The organism is Ilumatobacter sp. (assembly GCF_030065885.1).
Classification (GTDB): Bacteria; Actinomycetota; Acidimicrobiia; order Acidimicrobiales; family Ilumatobacteraceae; genus Ilumatobacter.
Genome location: NZ_JASJCS010000137.1, coordinates 1 through 16235 on the forward strand (window position 1 = coordinate 1; position 16235 = coordinate 16235).

At 70.7% G+C, this 16235-nt stretch carries 13 protein-coding genes; 6 read left to right on the forward strand and 7 right to left on the reverse strand.

The features are described 5' to 3' along the window. A partial coding sequence (locus tag QNJ12_RS20980) for an NAD-dependent epimerase/dehydratase family protein (protein WP_300625678.1) occupies positions 1–616 on the reverse strand: 616 nt, incomplete at its 3' end. 25 nt (positions 617–641) lie between these two features. Here QNJ12_RS20980 and QNJ12_RS20985 point away from each other — a divergent pair. Further along, positions 642–1493 (forward strand): glycosyltransferase family 2 protein, encoded by an 852-nt coding sequence (locus QNJ12_RS20985; protein ID WP_300625680.1) that lies wholly within the window; start codon positions 642–644, stop codon positions 1491–1493. On the opposite strand, the gene QNJ12_RS20990 is transcribed toward QNJ12_RS20985, so the two are convergent. The 3 genes from QNJ12_RS20990 to QNJ12_RS21000 all read right to left on the reverse strand — a co-directional run bounded on the left by QNJ12_RS20990 (position 1483) and on the right by QNJ12_RS21000 (position 3595). After that, positions 1483–2376: a class I SAM-dependent methyltransferase gene (locus QNJ12_RS20990; RefSeq protein ID WP_300625682.1), complete on the reverse strand. Its 894-nt coding sequence runs from the start codon at positions 2374–2376 to the stop codon at positions 1483–1485. The genes QNJ12_RS20985 and QNJ12_RS20990 overlap by 11 nt on opposite strands. A gap of 127 nt (positions 2377–2503) precedes the next feature. After that, complete coding sequence (locus tag QNJ12_RS20995) at positions 2504–3082, reverse strand: HhH-GPD-type base excision DNA repair protein (protein ID WP_300625684.1); 579 nt, start codon at positions 3080–3082, stop codon at positions 2504–2506. A 3-nt stretch (positions 3083–3085) separates the two neighbouring features. After that, positions 3086–3595 (reverse strand): flavin reductase family protein, encoded by a 510-nt coding sequence (locus QNJ12_RS21000; protein ID WP_300625686.1) that lies wholly within the window; start codon positions 3593–3595, stop codon positions 3086–3088. Positions 3596–3714: 119 nt separating this feature from the next. On the opposite strand from QNJ12_RS21000, the gene QNJ12_RS21005 reads away from it, so the two are divergent. Then, positions 3715–4386 (forward strand): class I SAM-dependent methyltransferase, encoded by a 672-nt coding sequence (locus QNJ12_RS21005; protein ID WP_367281829.1) that lies wholly within the window; start codon positions 3715–3717, stop codon positions 4384–4386. A 77-nt stretch (positions 4387–4463) separates the two neighbouring features. Further along, positions 4464–4883, forward strand: coding sequence for a hypothetical protein (locus QNJ12_RS21010; RefSeq protein ID WP_300625690.1), 420 nt, complete (start codon positions 4464–4466; stop codon positions 4881–4883). 30 nt (positions 4884–4913) lie between these two features. On the opposite strand, the gene aceE is transcribed toward QNJ12_RS21010, so the two are convergent. From aceE to QNJ12_RS21025, 3 genes are read right to left on the reverse strand one after another with little or no spacing between them, the layout of a single operon-like run. Then, positions 4914–7658, reverse strand: a complete 2745-nt coding sequence (gene aceE, locus QNJ12_RS21015; RefSeq protein ID WP_300625702.1) for a pyruvate dehydrogenase (acetyl-transferring), homodimeric type — start codon at positions 7656–7658, stop codon at positions 4914–4916. Positions 7659–7711: 53 nt separating this feature from the next. Further along, positions 7712–9427, reverse strand: coding sequence for a hypothetical protein (locus tag QNJ12_RS21020; RefSeq protein ID WP_300625692.1), 1716 nt, complete (start codon positions 9425–9427; stop codon positions 7712–7714). After that, the gene (locus QNJ12_RS21025; protein ID WP_300625694.1) at positions 9424–11181 is read right to left on the reverse strand and encodes an SGNH/GDSL hydrolase family protein; all 1758 of its coding nucleotides are present in this window, start codon (positions 11179–11181) and stop codon (positions 9424–9426) included. Before QNJ12_RS21025 ends, QNJ12_RS21020 begins: the two co-directional genes overlap by 4 nt. Before the next feature lie 118 nt (positions 11182–11299). On the opposite strand from QNJ12_RS21025, the gene QNJ12_RS21030 reads away from it, so the two are divergent. The 3 genes from QNJ12_RS21030 to QNJ12_RS21040 form a co-directional block, all read left to right on the forward strand. After that, entirely contained in the window at positions 11300–13468 is a 2169-nt protein-coding gene (locus QNJ12_RS21030) for an acyltransferase family protein (protein ID WP_300625696.1), read from the forward strand. Further along, the gene (locus QNJ12_RS21035; protein WP_300625698.1) at positions 13465–13935 is read left to right on the forward strand and encodes a ribonuclease H; all 471 of its coding nucleotides are present in this window, start codon (positions 13465–13467) and stop codon (positions 13933–13935) included. Before QNJ12_RS21030 ends, QNJ12_RS21035 begins: the two co-directional genes overlap by 4 nt. A 109-nt stretch (positions 13936–14044) precedes the next feature. Then, positions 14045–16235: SpoIID/LytB domain-containing protein (locus QNJ12_RS21040; RefSeq protein WP_300625700.1), on the forward strand; the 2191-nt coding region annotated here is incomplete at its 3' end.

Here is a 16235-nt window from a genome sequence, read left to right on the forward strand (position 1 = left end):
GGCGTTGATCGCCGGTGAGCAGCGCCCGGATGGCGACCGGTATCAGGTTGAGCGCGAACGCCCAGTCCTCACCGATGCGGGCGTCGAAGCTCGCGCCCGCGGCGTTGAAGTAGCGCAGGCTCACCGAGCGCACCTGATGCACCTCGCCGTACCAGTGCAGGATCCGCTCGACCATCGCCTTCGTCTCGGCGTACACCGACTCGGGGGTGACCGATTGCGACTCGTCGACGGGAACCCGCTCGGGGGTGCCGTACACCGAGCACGACGAGGAGAACACGAACTCGCGGACGCCGCTGCGGACGGCAGCATCGAGCAGGTGCACGGTGCCGTCGACGTTGTTGTGGAAGTACTTCGACGGCTCCTTCATCGACTCGCCGACGTTCTTGTAGGCCGCGAAGTGGACGATCGACCCGACGTCGTGGTCACGGCAGATCCGCTCGACGAGCGACTCGTCGGAGATGTCGCCGACGACGAGCGGCGCATCGACGACGGCGTCGGCGGTGCTCAACTCCAGCGAGTCGAGCACCACGACGGGTCGGTCGGCTGCTCGCAGCGCACGAACGGTGTGGGAGCCGATGTACCCGGCACCACCGGTCACGAGGGTCGTCGCGGTCACGGGGCTGCACTGTACCGTTCCGCCCGTGATCGCAGCCGTCGTCGTCACCCACTCGGCGCCCGCCGGCATGCTCGAGCGGTGCCTCGGGGCGCTGGAGCGGGCTGGGGGGATCGACCTGACGGTGGTGGTCGACAACGGCGACGGCGAGCCCGTCGACGCCGACGTCGTCGTGATCCGCACCGCGAACCGGGGGTACGGTGCTGCCGCCAACGAGGGGATCGCACACGCCCGCTCCCTCGGCGCAACGACCGTCGCACTGCTGAACGACGACGTCGTCGTCCGGCCCGGCTGGATCGAACCGCTGCTCGACGAGCTCGCCGCGCCGTACGTCGGTGCGGCCCAGCCGGCGCTCGTCGAGCTCGGCACCGACCCACCGCTGGTGAACAGCCTCGGCGTCGTGCTCGGCCCCGACGGGGCCGGCAACGACGTCGGCCGGGGGCTCGCCTACGATGCCGCGCCGCCTTGCGATCTCGAGCTCTTCACCGGCGGTGCCGTCGCCGTGACACCCGCCTTCGTCGACGCCACGGGCGGGTTCGACGAGCGCTACTTCCTCTACTACGAGGACGTCGACCTCGCCCTGCGCGGGGCTGCCCTCGGGTGGCGCTACCGGCTCGTCCCGGCGGCGCGGGTCGACCACGCCGGCAGCGCCACGACGACGTCCGACGCCGGCCGCACGCGGTACCTGCAGGAACGCAACCGGCTGTGGGTGAGCGTCCGCTTCGGCGACCCTGGGACGATCCGGCGGGCGTTGTGGTTGTCGCTGCGGCGCCTCCGGCACCGGCCCCGCAGGCTGCATGCCCGCGCGCTGGCAGGCGGACTGGCCGCTGCGCCGCGCCTCGTGCTCGAGCGCCGCCGAAGCGGGCGCGCTAGCGCCTGAGTCTTCCCCACAGGGACCGGAGCGGGGCGCTCAGCCGCACGATCTTGGCGTTGTGCCAGGCGTCGACCTCGGCCTGGAGTGCGGCGTTGTGACGCTCCAGATCGGCCATGCGGGTGCTCGATGCCGCGGTTGCGGCTTCGAGGCGCGCCCGTTCGCCGTCGAGGTCGGGCCAGTCGGGTTCGGTCGTCGTCAGCGCGGCGCCGGAGTGTGCCTCGGCGCGGTGCCGGGCTTCCACGACGAACTGGAACGTCGTCGACTCGGGGTCGGCCTCGATGAACCGGACGATCTCGGCCGGCGGCGGGTCGGGGATCGGCAGCCCGCTGTCGCCCAGGCCGAGCCGGACGCGTTCGACGCGGGTCGCCTCGAGGCCGGCGCCCGCGAGCAGCTCGGCGATCGATGCCGCCGTGAACCAGCGCAGGTGGGTGCGGTCGAGCAGGCCGTCGTCCTGGTAGCTCCACCGGCCGGCGAGCAGCATCAGCCGCACGTCGACGAACCCCACGTGCGGGACCGACAGCACGATGCGGCCGTCGGGCGTCAGCAGCGTGAGCAGGTCGGCGAGGACCTGCTCGGGTGCACGGAAGTGCTCGAGCACGTCGCCGAGCAGGATCACGTCGAAGCGGTCGTGTTCGACCTCGGAGAGCGGCTCGGTGTCCAGGTCGCGCACGTGCACTCTCGCAGCCCACCGCTCGGCCTCGTGGGCGGCCGCCCGGTCGATCTCGACGCCGACGACGGTGTTGCCGGCCGCCACCAGGTGTTCGGTGACGTGGCCGACCGAGCAGCCCACCTCGAGGACGTGGTGGCCGCCGCCGATCATCTGCAGGGCGTAGCTGTGCGGGTTGTTGGTGGCGGTCGGGTCGACGACCGTGCGGTAGTTCTCGGACACTGGCGACGAACCGTACCGGTCGGCGCCCAGTTGTTGTCCCCCGAGGGGTTGTCGACTCAGACAGCTCCACACTCGCCGCGGAGGCTCACCGCGTGGCGGATGTCGACAACGTCCCTGGCAGCAACCCTCAGAGCGCTCGATCCTGCTTGTCCTTCTTGGCGGCCTTCTGTGCCTTCTTCCACTCGCGCACCAGGGCCAGCGAGGCCTCGTCGTGGATGTCGGCGACCGACCGCGGCTGATCGTCGGCGAACACGCCGGCCGCCGCCTCCCAGCCGACGGGTCGGATGCCGAAGCGCTTCGCGAGCAGGGCGATGAAGATCTTCGACTTCTCGTCCCCGAACCCCGGCAGCGCTCTCAGGCGGCGTTTGAGCTCGGCGCCGTCGGGCCCGTCGGCCCAGATCGCGTCGGCGCGGCCGCCGTACTCGTCGGCGAGCACGGCGCACAACGCGTGGATCCGCCTGCCCATCGACGCCGGGAACCGGTGGACGGCCGGCTTGGCGCAGCACGCTGCGACCACGTCGTCCTCCGGCATCGCAGCGATCTTGGCGGCATCGAGGTGCCCGAGCCGCAACTGCAGCGTGTGTGGACCGTGGAACGCCCACTCCATCGGCACCTGCTGGTCGAGCAGCATCCCGAGCATCAGCGCGGTCGGGTCGTCGTTGAGCAGCTCGTCGGCTGCCGGGTCGCCGTTGATGTACAGCTGCATCCCTCAGCTCCCGTGCCCGCCGCGCTTGACGCCGCCGTACTTCATGCGGGTGTCGCTCATCGACGCCGGCCGGGCGTCGTCGTCGTTGATCGATGCGGCGACGACCTCGCCGACGAACAGGGTGTGCGTGCCGAGGTCGAGGTGGTGGCGGACCTCGCAGTCCACCCAGGCGATCGCCTCGTCGAAGATCGGAGCGCCGGTGTGGGCCTCGCGGACGGTTCGACCGTTGAGGGTCTCGCCGTCGTCGGTGGCCGGCTTCGAGAACTTGACGAACACCCGCGTGTCGTCGGCGTTCCAGAGGTTGACCGAGAACGATCCACCCTCGGAGATGAGGCGGTGCGTGACCGCCGTGTTGTCGACGCCGACGCCGATCAGCACCGGCTCCATCGACAGCTGACTGATCCAGCTCGCCGTCATGGCGTTCCGCTCGGCGCCCGATCGGGACCCGATCAGCGCCAGCGCGTTCGGGATCTTCCACGTCACACGGTTGATGAGCTCGTCGTCGGGCGGCATGTGCCAACCGTACGAGAAACCCCGGCGGCCCGCTCGGCCGGGCGTGTCACACTCCTCGGATGCGCGAGAACCACTTCGACGAACCCGTCGCCGCACGGTCCGACGGCGAGCTCGGGCACATGGCGGATGCCGCCGCGATCGATCCCGCCGTCGACGTGCTCGCCGAGCTCGCCGGCGACGGTCCGGCGCTCGAGTTCGCCGTCGGGACCGGTCGGATCGCGCTGCCGCTGAGCGAGCGCGGCGTCCCGGTGCGGGGCATCGAGCTCTCGCAGGCGATGGTCGATCGCCTGCGCGCCAAGCCGGGCGGCGAGACGATCGATGTGGCGATCGGCGACATGGCCACCACGCGGGTCGACGCAACGTTCTCGCTCGTCTACCTCGTGTTCAACACGATCGGGAACCTCACCACCCAGCGCGACCAGGTTCAGTGCTTCCGCAACGCCGCTGCGCACCTGCGACCCGGTGGCCGGTTCGTGATCGAGGTCGGCATCCCCGATCTGCGGCGCCTGCCGCCGGGGGAGACGCTGCGGGTGTTCGACCGCACGACCGACCACCTCGGCGTCGACGAGTACGACGTCGTGGACCAGGGGCTCGTGTCGCACCACTGGACGCGCCTCGACGGCCGATGGCATCTGTCGTCGACGCCGTTCCGCTACGTGTGGCCGGCCGAGCTCGACCTGATGGCGCAGTTGGCGGGCATGGCGCTGGTCGAGCGCTGGGGCGGCTGGGACCGCACGCCGTTCACCAGCGAGAGCCGTTCACACGTGTCGGTGTGGGAGCTGCCGGACTGACGGCGCCGCCCGACACGACGACGCCTCCGGGACCTGTGACCCTGTTCGTCGCCGACGCCGTCGCGGAAGATCGGGGTATGGCTGACACCGAGCTGGGGGTGATCCTCGACGTCACCCCGGGGGATCACGAGGCCTTCGAGCGGGACCTCCTCGAGGGCATGGGGCACCAGGTGATGGTCTGCCACGGGCCGGACCAGCGCGTCGAGTGCCCGCTGATCGAGCACGGGGTGTGCGAGAGCGTCGACTCGGCGCACGGCGTCGTCTTCAAGCTCGACCTCGCCCAGCCGAAGCACCGCGAGATCCTCGCCGCCTACAAGCGGACGATCCCCGACGACATGCCGATCGCGGTCGCCGTGCAGCCGGGGCAGGAGACCGAGTTCGCCGAGCTGCTCGACGGCCTCTACGTCTGGAGTCACACGCCGACCGCGGCCGAGCTCGACGGCTTCGCCGCGTTGGTCGAAGCCGCCGACGACACCCGCGTCGACGACGTCAGCTGAGCGAGATCGGGCGGGCTGTGCGCGGCCCGATCAAACGAGGTACGGGTCGACGGCGTCGGGGTCGATGTCGTAGCGCTTGATCGCTTCGTCGACGACGGACGGGTCGATCTCGCCCGCCTCCATCAGGCCGGTCAGCACGGCGACGACGACGTGGCCGGTGTCGATCTCGAAGTGGCGGCGGAGCTGTTCGCGGGTGTCTGAGCGGCCCATGCCGTCGGTGCCGAGCACGTGGAACGGCCGGCCGGCCGGTGCGAACCGGGCGATCTGCTCGGGCACGATCTTCATGAAGTCGCTGACCGCCGTGATCGGGCCGGCCGACTCGGCCAGCAGCCGTGTCACGAGCGGGACCTCGGGCTCGCGCGACGGATGCAGGCGGTTGGTGCGCTCGACGGCCAACGCCTCTTCGCGGAGCTTCTTGTAGTTCGTGGCCGACCACAACTCGGCACCGACGTCGTAGTGCTCGGCCAGTTCGGCGGCGGCGGCCCGTGCGGCGCCGTGTGAGATGCCCGAGAACAGGATCGTCGACCGCTTCGACGGGCCCTCGGGCGCCGCCGCCCAGCGGTACAGCCCGCGCACCGCACCCGCCTCGAACTCCGCGGTCTGCTCGTCCGACAGCGCCGGCATCACGTAGTTCTCGTTGTAGAGGGTGATGTAGTAGATGACATCGGGGTCGAGCGCGCCGCCGTTCTCGATGGAGTCGGCGCCGTACATGCGGTCGATGCCGGACTTGACGATGGCACCGACCTCGTACGCGAACGCCGGGTCGTAGGCCTGGACGCAGGGCACCGTCGACGCCAGCACGAGGCTGTGCCCGTCCTGGTGCTGGAGGCCCTCGCCGAGCAGCGTCGTGCGACCGGCGGTGGCGCCCATCAGGAAGCCGCGGGCGCGGATGTCGGCCGCCTGCCAGATCAGGTCGCCGACACGCTGGAACCCGAACATCGAATAGAACGTGTAGAAGGGGATCGTCGGCACGCCGCGGGTCGCGTAGCTGGTGCCGGCGGCGATGAAGCTCGACATCGAACCCGCTTCGGTGATGCCCTCCTCGAGGATCTGCCCGTCGGAGTCCTCGGTGTACGAGAGCAGCAGGTCGTGGTCGACCGGCTCGTACTTCTGGCCCTGGCTGGCGTAGATCTCCAGCTCGCGGAACAGCGAGTCCATGCCGAACGTGCGGCCCTCGTCGGGGATGATCGGCACGATCCGCTTGCCGACCTGCTCGTCGCGGCACAGGCTGCGCAGCAGGCGGGTGAAGCCCATCGTGGTCGACACCTCGGCGCCGCCCGAGCCGGCTCGCATCTCGGCGAACGTCTCGTCGGCGGGGAGCGAGAGCGGTCGACGTGCGGCCGTCGTGCGCTTGGGGAGCGGGCCGCCGAGCGCCTTGCGGCGCTCCATCATGTACTGGTACTCGATCGAGTCGTGCGACGGCCGGAAGTACGGAGGGTTCTCGGCGTGGATCGACTCCTCGGGGATCTCGGCCTGGAGGTGCAGCCGCTCGCGCAGGTCGAGCAGCTGCTGGGTGGTCATCTTCTTGATCTGGTGCGTGGCGTTGCGGCCCTCGAAGCCCTCGCCGAGCGTCCACCCCTTGATGGTCTTCGCCAGGATGACGGTCGGCCGGCCGCTGCCGAGGTTCTCGGTGGCGGCCTTGTAGGCGGCGTACAGCTTGCGGTAGTCGTGGCCGCCGCGTGGCAGGTTGCGCAGCTCGTCGTCCTCGAGGTGCGAGACCATCTGGCGCAGGCGCGGATCAGGGCCGAAGAAGTTCTCGCGGATGTACTCGCCGCTCTCGACCGCGTAGCGCTGGAACTCGCCATCGACGGTCGAGTTCATCTTGTTGAGCAGCGCGCCGTCCTTGTCCTGCGCGAGCAGCTCGTCCCACTTCGACCCCCAGACGACCTTGATGACGTTCCAGCCGGCGCCGCGGAACACGGCCTCGAGCTCTTGGATGACCTTGCCGTTACCGCGGACCGGACCGTCGAGGCGCTGGAGGTTGCAGTTGACGACGAAGATCAGGTTGTCGAGGTGCTCGCGCGATGCCAGCGAGATCGCACCGAGCGTCTCGGGCTCGTCGCACTCGCCGTCGCCGAGGAAGGCCCAGACCCGGCTGCCGGTCGTGTCGTCGAGCTCGCGGTTGAGCAGGTACCGGTTGAACCGGGCGTGGTAGAGCGCCGTGATCGGGCCCAGGCCCATCGACACCGTCGGGAACTCCCAGAAGTCGGGCATCAGGCGCGGGTGCGGGTAGCTCGACAGGCCCCGGCCCGGCCGGTCGATCTCCTGCCGGAAGTGATCGAGGTCCTCGTCGTTCAGGCGACCCTCGAGGTACGCCCTGGCGTACACGCCGGGCGCCGCATGACCCTGGAAGTAGACGTGATCACCGGGGGCGTCGTCCTTGCCGCGGAAGAAGTGGTTGAAGCCGATCTCGTAGAGCGAGGCGGAGCTGGCGAACGTCGACAGGTGGCCGCCGATGCCGTCGGCGTGCTTGTTGGCCTTGACCACCATCATCGCCGCGTTCCAGCGCACGTAGCGGCGGATGTTGCGCTCGATGTGCTCGTCGCCCGGGAACCAGGGCTCTTGCTCCATCGGGATGGTGTTGACGTACGGCGTGCTGACCGTGGCGGGGAAGCTCACCTGGCTGGCGGCCGCCCGGTCGAGCAGCTTCGACAGCAGGAACCGGGCGCGCGTCTTTCCGTGCGTGTCGACGACCGCATCGAGCGAATCGAGCCACTCCTGGGTCTCGGTCGGATCGGTGTCGGGCAGCTGGTGCACGTAGCCGTCGAAGATCATGGGCGGCATTCTCGCACGGTTACCGGGGAGTACCTCCCGGGCCGTTGGAAATGTCAGCGTTCTCGGGTGTCGAGTGCGCGTGCGGGCACGACGCCCTCGAACGCCGGGCCGACCTCGCCCATCACGTCGACGATCAGGTGCATCGGCGAGAGCGCGTAGACGCAGATCTCTCCGGCCTCGTCGGGAGCGATCATCACCGCGTTGGCGACCGCTGCGGCGCCCGAGATGTTGAGGTTCGACGATCCGGGTCGGCCGGCTGCGCAGGGATACGCGGTGGCGAATCCCGGTGCGAGCGCGTCGACCGCCGTGAGGTTCATCAGCGCGCCCGAGGCCGCCGGGTCGATGCCGGCGGCGACCACGTCGATCACGGTGACCGAGCCAGCCGCCACGCGGGCCCCTGTGTCCCGGCTGTCGAACACCCGTTGCGCGTCGTCGCCGGCGACGCCGGCGTCCGCGTCGAAGGTGCCGAACAGATCGACGACGAGCTGCGTGGTCGCCGACGAGGTGATGCAGATCGATCCTCCCCGGTCGGGTGCGACCACGACGAGGTTGGGGATCGCCGACGCATCGAAGTAGTTCACGTTGGAGGTCTCGGCGGCGGTGTGGCCGCACGTGACGACCCGCAGCCAGCCCGGTGCGGCTGCCTCCACCGCGGTGGCCACGATCGCGACGGCCGTGACGTCGTCGCCGACCCCCGCTCGCGCCCGGACGTCGTCGAGGTCGAGCTCGACGACCTCGAACGGCGTGACCGGCAGCCGGCCGGGTAGCTCGCGGGTGTCGAGCCAGCGAGTCGGTTCGACGGCCGCGAAGCCACCGCCCTCGGGGAAGAGCCCGGTCACGTCGACGACGAGGTTCGTCGCGACTCGCGTCGTGACGCAGAAGTCGCCGTTCGCGTCGAGCGCCACGACGCCGGCGTGCGCGACGGTCTCGTCACGGCGGTGGTTGTGCATCGAGACGAGCGGTGGTGGGCGGTCGCAGCGGTGCAGCGTGAGGAAGCCGTCGGTGCGTGGCCCGGTCGTCGTCACGTTGACGGCCGCGGCAGCGGCGCCCTCCCCGCCGTCGACGTGGACCCTGGTCGTCGAGCCGTCCGCGACCGTCGTGGCCGCGGCGTCGACGCGTTGGCGGATCAGCGCGCTGTAGAGCGCGGCGCCGTCGTTGTTGAGGTGGATCGCGTCGTAGGTGATGCCCGGCCGGTCGGCTGCGGCGGCGAAGTCGACCAGCGACAGGTTGGGGTGGCGCTCGAGGGCGGCCTCGAGATGATCGTTGACGGTGGGGAAGTACCAGTAGTACGGCTGGATCTGGCGCCATGCCCCGGCCGAGATGTACTGGGGCTTCACCTCCCGCAACGTCACCCAGTAGACGTGCTCGACGCCGGCCGCAGTGAGCGTGTTGACGATCGAGTCGATCTCGCGATCGAGCCTCGGCCAGTCCCAGTACGGGGCGTTGTAGGCGGCCGCGATGACGACGTGGTCGCCGAACCAGTCGGGGTCGGAGGCGAGCCGCGGCAGGACGAAGTTCTGCTCGAGCTCGCCGACCATCTCGGCAGGCCGGCCGTCGACGCGCACCTGCCAGTCGGCCGGGAAGGCACGGGGGAGCGCGAACTCGGCGCCGAGGCCGACCGAGTCGGTGAACATCACGACCCGCTTCCCGCGAGGCACGCTCTGCGGGACATCGCCGACGGGAGTTGCATCCGCCCGCCCCGCCGTGGCGGCTGCGGCGAAGGCGGTCAGGGCGACGAGGCCCGCCGCGAGACCGCGCCGACGGGTCACGCCGGCACCCACCACCCGCTCGTGTCGAACACGGTCGATCCGGCGGCGCGTGCGAGGACGCACATCCGTCCCTCGCCGCTGATGCCCGTGGTGACGCTGTTGGCGAGCACGTCACCGGCGAGCCCGGTCACGTTCGCGGTGTCCTCGCGGTCGCCGCAGCCCCACGCCGAGAGGAAGCCCGCCCGATACGGCGTGACCAGCGTCAACGTGCCGGACACGGCGGCGGCCTCGGGAGGTGCCACCCTGGCGTCGATCGTCTGGTACTGGCCGTGCAGCGGATTCCAGCCGCCCGTCCCGTCGCGGGTGTCGATCGTGCGGGTCGGCGGCACGGGTTCGAACACGAGGTCGCCGCCGCCGTCGAACGTGCCGGTCAGGTCGACGGTCACGTCGACATCGGCCAACGAGTAGATGCAGATCGTCCCGCTGTCGCTGACCGGGACGAAGGCCGCGCCCGAGATGATCTCGCCGGTGAGATGGTTGACCGTGGCGATCAGCGGCACCTCGGCGGTGCACGGATACGCGGTGAGGAACCCCGGCTCGTCGCTCAGCACCGCGGTGAGGCTGACGGCCACCACGTCGGCACCGGCGGGGACGTCGAGCTCGAGGATCCGACGCCGACCGGTCTCGCGGGTGTCGACGAGGCGCTGCGGCGTGTCGAGCGGCGTGAACCGGACGGCGTCGGGGTTCGCCGCCGCCGATGGGACGAACGCGGCCTGGAGGTCGACGAGCAGGTCGGCGTCGGCGAGCGTGTAGAGGCAGAACGTGCCGGTGGCCGAGATCGGTGTGATGGCCACGGCACCTCGGGTCTGCCCGCCGAGGTAGTTGGCCGACGAGGCGAGAGGTCGACCTGCATCGCAGTCGTACGCGGTCAGGAACCCGTTCGCGCCGGTGTTGGTCGCCGACACGTACGCCGCCACGGCCGTCGTGCCTGCCGGGACGTGGTCCGACACGTCGACGATCATCGTCGAGTTCGCCGGTCGGTGGCCGGGCGGATCCTCCCGCGTGTCGATCACGCGAACCGGTCCGACCGGTACGAGCTCACTGGCCTCCCCGGTCGGCGTCGGGAGGTCGACGTCGCCGCCGGTGCGGATGCCTTCGGCGAGATCGGCGGTGACCTCGCGCGCCATCGACTGGGAACGGAGTCGGTATCCGTCCGGCCCGAGGTGCGTGTTGTCCGGCGACGGGAAGGGACCACTCGCCATCACCGCCGGCCAGTTCCACGTGAAGAAGTCGGCTCGCTCGTCGGCGATCTGCTGCAGCGCCAGGTTCCACGTGTCGGCCTGATGGTCGAACAGCGGGAAACGCGTGATCTGGGGCCACCAGACGGTGCGTCCGGGACCGATCGCATCGACGACGTGGGTGATGGCCTCGCGTGCGCAGGCGAGGTCGCGGTTGCAGACTCCCGAGTCGTTCGCCCCGAGGTTGACCACGACGTGCTCGGGGTCCCAGCCTTCCTGCCGCCATCGCTCGATCCAGTAGGTCGCCCTGGCCTCGGTCGTGATTGGGAACGCCCCGGTGGCGTAGCCGACGCCGGCGCGCACGCGAACCGGCCCCCAACCGTTCCACGCGAGCTGCTCGCCGATCGTCGGGCCGTAGATGAGCGAGCCCTGCATGACCGAGTCGCCGATCACGGTGATCGCACCGAACGGACCGGGGCCCGGGTGGAACTCCTCGTTCGCCAGGGCGCCGTCGACCGGCGGCGAGCCGGGAGCGAGGAACCCCACCGACATCGCCAGCGTCGCGGCGACGATCATCGCCGCGACCGCGGGCCGGGGGGCGCGGCGTGGGCGTGGCCGATGCGGACGCACCCCGGTAACGGTGTTCTCCGCCATCAGCAGCAACGATACCTCCTGCTCATACACTGCCCGTCGAATGACCGGACGAACCACGATCGCGTACCAGCCGGCACTCGACGGTGTGCGGGCGCTGGCGGTCGTCGCCGTGCTCTTCTTCCACGGCGGCGTGCCGGGCTTCGACGGGGGTTATCTCGGCGTTTCGGTCTTCTTCACCCTGTCGGGCTTCCTGATCACGAGCCTGCTCGTGGGCGAGCACGACGCGACCGGCCGCATCGATCTGCCGGCGTTCTACGGCCGGCGATTGCGCCGGCTCCTGCCGGCGAGCGCGATCTGCCTCGGCGCCGTGATCGTGATCGCTGCCGTCACCGATTGGTTCGGTGGTGTCGCCGCATTGCGTGATCACGTGATCGGATCCGTGATGCAGGTCGCCAACTGGGTGTTCCTCGCGGGTGGCGGCTCGTATCAGGATCTGCTCGCCCGCACCAACGGGCAGTCGTCGCCGCTCGAGCACTTCTGGTCGCTCGCCATCGAGGAGCAGTTCTACTGGATCTGGCCGCCCACCATGCTGGTGCTGCTCGGCCGGGCGCGGACGCCACGGGCCCGCGTTCGTGCGGTCGGTGCGATCACGGCGGCCACCATGCTCGCTGCGCCGGTCATCGCGCAGGTCTGGGGGCCGGACGCCGCGTACTGGGCGACGCCGGCGCGCATCGGGGAGATCCTGGTGGGCGCGTTCCTCGCGGTCGCCCTCGTCGGCCGCCGGGTGCCCGAGAGGTGGAGCGTGCTCGCGCCCGCTGCGCTGCTCGTGCTCGGCATCGCCGTCGTGCTCTTCCCGTCGTCGAGCGGCCCTGCGTACGAAGGCTGGCTGCCGCTCGTCGCGATCGCCTCGGGCGCGCTCCTGCTCGGCCTCCAGGCGCCCGGACCGGTCCGCGACGCGCTGTCGATCGAACCGCTGGTCGCGCTCGGCCGGATCTCGTACGGCGTGTACCTGTTCCACTGGCCGATCTACGTGATCGCGACGCCCGAGCGGACCGGCATCGACGGCGTCGGACTGCTCGGCGTCCGCGTGCTGCTCACCCTGGCCATCGCGCACGTGTCGTACCAGCTCGTCGAGCAGCCGATCCGCCGGAACCCCCGGTTCTCGCCGCTGCCCACCCTCGGCGTGTCGGCAGGAGCCACCGCAGCGGTCGTGCTGGCCGCGGTGGTCGCGGTGCCCGGCGCGCTCGGCGACTACTGGCTCGTCGACGACGAGGTCGAGGCGGCGGCGGCGATCGTGGTCGACGACGAGCCGCTCGCCGCGCTCGTCGACGACGTCGCGGCGCTCGAGCGCGACGATCAGGCACGGTCGCTCGACGAGGCGCCGACGGTCGGCACTGCGGACGCCGACAGCGGATCCGAGCTCGCCGCGTCGAGCGAGTCGGCGCAACCACGCAGGGTCGCCACGCCACCCGGGGAACCGGACGAGGCCGAGGAGCGCGACGAGCCTGCGGCCGTGGTCGTGCCCGAGACGACGCAGCCCGTCGTCGACGTCACGATCCCGCCGCTGCCCGAGCTCGGGCGGCCGGTGCGCATCGTCGTGACCGGTGACTCGACCGCGCGGGCGATCGGCAGCGGTGTGGTGGCCTGGGCCGCCGAGCATCCCGATCTCGCGCAGGCCGAGGTGCACGGTGCCGCGGGCTGCGGGTTCGTACAGGGCGGCGCCCGCACGCTCGGCGGCACCACCGAGGTGCCCTCCGGCTGCGTCGACTGGACCGACAAGCTCGTCATCCCGCAGGTCGAGCGTCTCGAGCCCGACGTCGTGATGGTGATGGTGACCGCATGGGACGTCGTCGACCAGGAGTGGGACGGCGCGACCCTGACCCCGCTCGATGCCCCGTACGCCGATCGGATCGCAGCCGACTACGGCACCCTGGTCGATGACCTGCTCGCCGCCGGTGCCGGGCGAGTCGCCCTCGTCCGGCAGCCGCTCCCGGATCCGTTCTGGCAACCGGGCGGCGACGCGCAAGAGGACCCGGCGCGCCATCAGGTCGTGTACGACGCGTACGAGGCGTTGGCCGCCGGCTCCGACGGGCTCGTCGCCGTCGTCCCGTTCGATCGCTGGTTCGCCGACGCCGGCCTCGACGACGACCACGATGTCCGGCCCGACGGCGTTCACCTGTCGCCGGCCGCTGCGACCGACGTGACGTCGGAGTTCCTCGGGGAGCGCCTGGTCAGGATCGCGCTCGGGCTCCCCGCGGAGGCGTCGTGAGCAGTCGAGCCGACGTGACGCCCGGTGCGCCGACGGTCGTGTACACCGATGGCGCGTGCTCGGGGAATCCCGGTCCGGGCGGCTGGGCGTGGGCGGTGTCGCCCGATGGCGAGCCGTCGGGCTCGGGGGGCGACCTCGAGACCACCAACCAGCGGATGGAGCTGCTGGCGGTCCTCGAGGCGTTGCGCTCGTTGGGCGCCGGCTCCGAGGCCGGCGCGATCGAAGTGGTGTCCGACTCGACGTACGTCGTCAACTGCTTCCGTGATCGGTGGTGGTACAACTGGCAGCGCAACGGCTGGAAGAACTCGAAGAAGCAGCCGGTGGCCAACGCCGACCTCTGGCAACCCTTGATCGAGCTCGTCCAGGCGGGCGACGTGTCGTTCCGGTGGGTGAAGGGGCATTCCGGCGATCCGATGAACGATCTCGTCGACGAGCTCGCCGTCGCCGCGATTCCGACCGAACCGTGACGGCGTCGCCATGACGGCGGCTTGACGAATCCTTGAGTCGCCGCGGGCGGGTGCCGATAGACCCAGCGTGACGTTACGAACGCGTGACGATTGGCTACGGTGCTGGCACGTGAGGACCGCTGTCGCGCTCGTCAGCTTGCTGCTGGCCCCGCTCGTGTGGGTGGCGTCGGCCGACCGGGTCGAGGCGGCTCCTGCGGGTGACGACGAGGTCGTCGCGTTCGTGGTCAACGGTGTCGGCAACGGGCACGGTCGCGGGCTCAGCCAGTGGGGTACGTACGGCCGGGCGCTCGCCGGTCAGTCGTGGCAGCAGATCCTCGACACCTACTACGGGGGCACGTCCGCCGGGACCAGAGCCGAACCGAACCTCCGGGTCCGCCTCACCGACTGGGACGGCGCGGGGACGCTCGGCGTGATCTCGCGCCCCGGGTCGGCGCGTTGGCGGAGCGCGGCCACCACCGACACCACGAACTACACGTCGCTCTACACCACCGAGACGGCGCCCAACCGCTTCACGGTGTTCGGTGTCACGAGCGGCCACGGGTGCCCGGGCGGGGCCGATCTCCCGGTCCCCTTCGTCGACCTCGAGCGCGGTGACACCGGCGCGGCGGTCGCCGACATGCAGCGCGTGCTCAACCATCTCGGTTTCGGCGTCGGCCCCGCCGACGGCATCTTCGGGCCGATGACCGAGTCGGGCGTGACGGCGTTCCAGACCTCGCACGGGCTCGCAGCGGACGGCCTGTGGCGGGTGCAGGAGGCGCAGGCGGCCCAGGATCTGCTCAACGCCGAGAACGGCACCGTGCCATGGGTGCAGCTGGCGGTCGACCAGCCCGGACCGATCGTGTTCACGACGACGGTCGATCAGGCGTCGAGCGCGGCGGGCGACGTGCTCGGCGTGTGCGAGGACTCGGGCTCGGTCAACCACTACCGCGGCACCGTCGAGCTGATCGACGTCAGCGGCACGAACCGCGTCGTCAACGTCCTCGACGTCGAGAGCTACCTGCGTGGTGTGGTGCCGAAGGAGGTGCCGCCCAGCTGGGGTAACGGTGGCGGTGGCACCGGGATGAACGCGCTCAGGGCACAGTCCGTCGCAGCGCGTTCGTACGGGATGTCCCAGTCCCGCTACAGCTACGCCGAGACCTGCGACACCAGCTCGTGCCAGGTCTACGGAGGGTCCGCGGTGCGGATCTCCGCCACGACGGCCAACTACGCCAGCGTGGAACACCCGCTGACCGATGCGGCGATCGCCGACACCTCCGGCACGGTCAGGATCAAGAGCGGCTCGGTCGTCTCGACCGAGTTCTCGGCCTCGAACGGACCGCGGACCGCCGGTGGCGCGTTCCCGTCGGTCAACGACCCGTTCGACGACCAACCCGGCAACCCGAACCACCGCTGGACCCGCGTCATCGATGCCGACGACGTTCGCTCCCGCTACGGGCTGTCGAGCGCCAACGGCGTCCGCACGGCTCCCGACCCCGACTCGCCGTTCGAGGGGATCTGGGCCAACGAGGTGCAGCTCGGCAACGGATCGGCGATCAGCGCCTGGAGCTTCCGGAACGCGTTCGACCTGCCCGCTCCCGGCTTCGAGCTCGTTCCGATCAACCGGTCGCTGTCCGACTCGATCGACTTCGCGTTCATCGGTGACTCGGTCGGCGTCAGCGTCACCGCCCTGCCGAGCTCGCCGTTCCGCGTGCTGACCGAAGGCGTCTTCGCGGCCGAGCGCTACGACTCGCTCGCGAGCCGGCGTACGCAGGGCGGCACGATCGTCGACGGTGTCGAAGCGGCCGGCGCGGTGCCGGTCGGCACGGGCCTGGTCGTCGTCGAGCTCGGCTACAACGACGCGGCGAGCGCGATGCCCGGCCGGATCGACGCACTCATGCAGGTGCTGCGCGACCGCGACGTGGGCGTCGTGGCCTGGGTCATGATGTCCGAGCGGCGTTCGCAGTACGCCGCGTCCAACCAGGCGCTCCGCGACGCACGCTCCCGCTGGGGCGAGCTGGTGCTCCTCGACTGGGAGGCCGCCAGCGATCATCGAGCAGCCGACCGCTGGTTCGACGACGAAGTCCACCTCACGGCCACCGGGCGGGCCGAGTTCTCGCAGTGGCTGCGCGGGCAGATCCTCCCGATCGCCGCCGACGGGTACACGCCGCCGGCGGTGCCACGGCCCGTGCTGCCGGGCTTCCCGTTGCGGGTGCCGGTGGTGGGGGTTGGTGGTGTGCCGGGGTCGGGTGTTGCTGGTGTGGCGTTGAATGTGACGGTGGTGGAGCCGGTGGCTGCGGGGTGGGCGCGGGTGTGGCCGTGTG

Excerpts from the sequence above, each read along its gene's own strand:
- QNJ12_RS20995 (WP_300625684.1), bottom strand. The coding sequence starts at position 3,082 with ATGCAGCTGTACATCAACGGCGACCCGGCAGCCGACGAGCTGCTCAAC.
- QNJ12_RS21000 (WP_300625686.1), bottom strand. The coding sequence starts at position 3,595 with ATGCCGCCCGACGACGAGCTCATCAACCGTGTGACGTGGAAGATCCCG.
- QNJ12_RS21005 (WP_367281829.1), top strand. The coding sequence starts at position 3,715 with ATGGCGGATGCCGCCGCGATCGATCCCGCCGTCGACGTGCTCGCCGAG.
- QNJ12_RS21010 (WP_300625690.1), top strand. The coding sequence starts at position 4,464 with ATGGCTGACACCGAGCTGGGGGTGATCCTCGACGTCACCCCGGGGGAT.
- aceE (WP_300625702.1), bottom strand. The coding sequence starts at position 7,658 with ATGATCTTCGACGGCTACGTGCACCAGCTGCCCGACACCGATCCGACC.
- QNJ12_RS21025 (WP_300625694.1), bottom strand. The coding sequence starts at position 11,181 with ATGATCGTCGCCGCGACGCTGGCGATGTCGGTGGGGTTCCTCGCTCCC.
- QNJ12_RS21030 (WP_300625696.1), top strand. The coding sequence starts at position 11,300 with ATGACCGGACGAACCACGATCGCGTACCAGCCGGCACTCGACGGTGTG.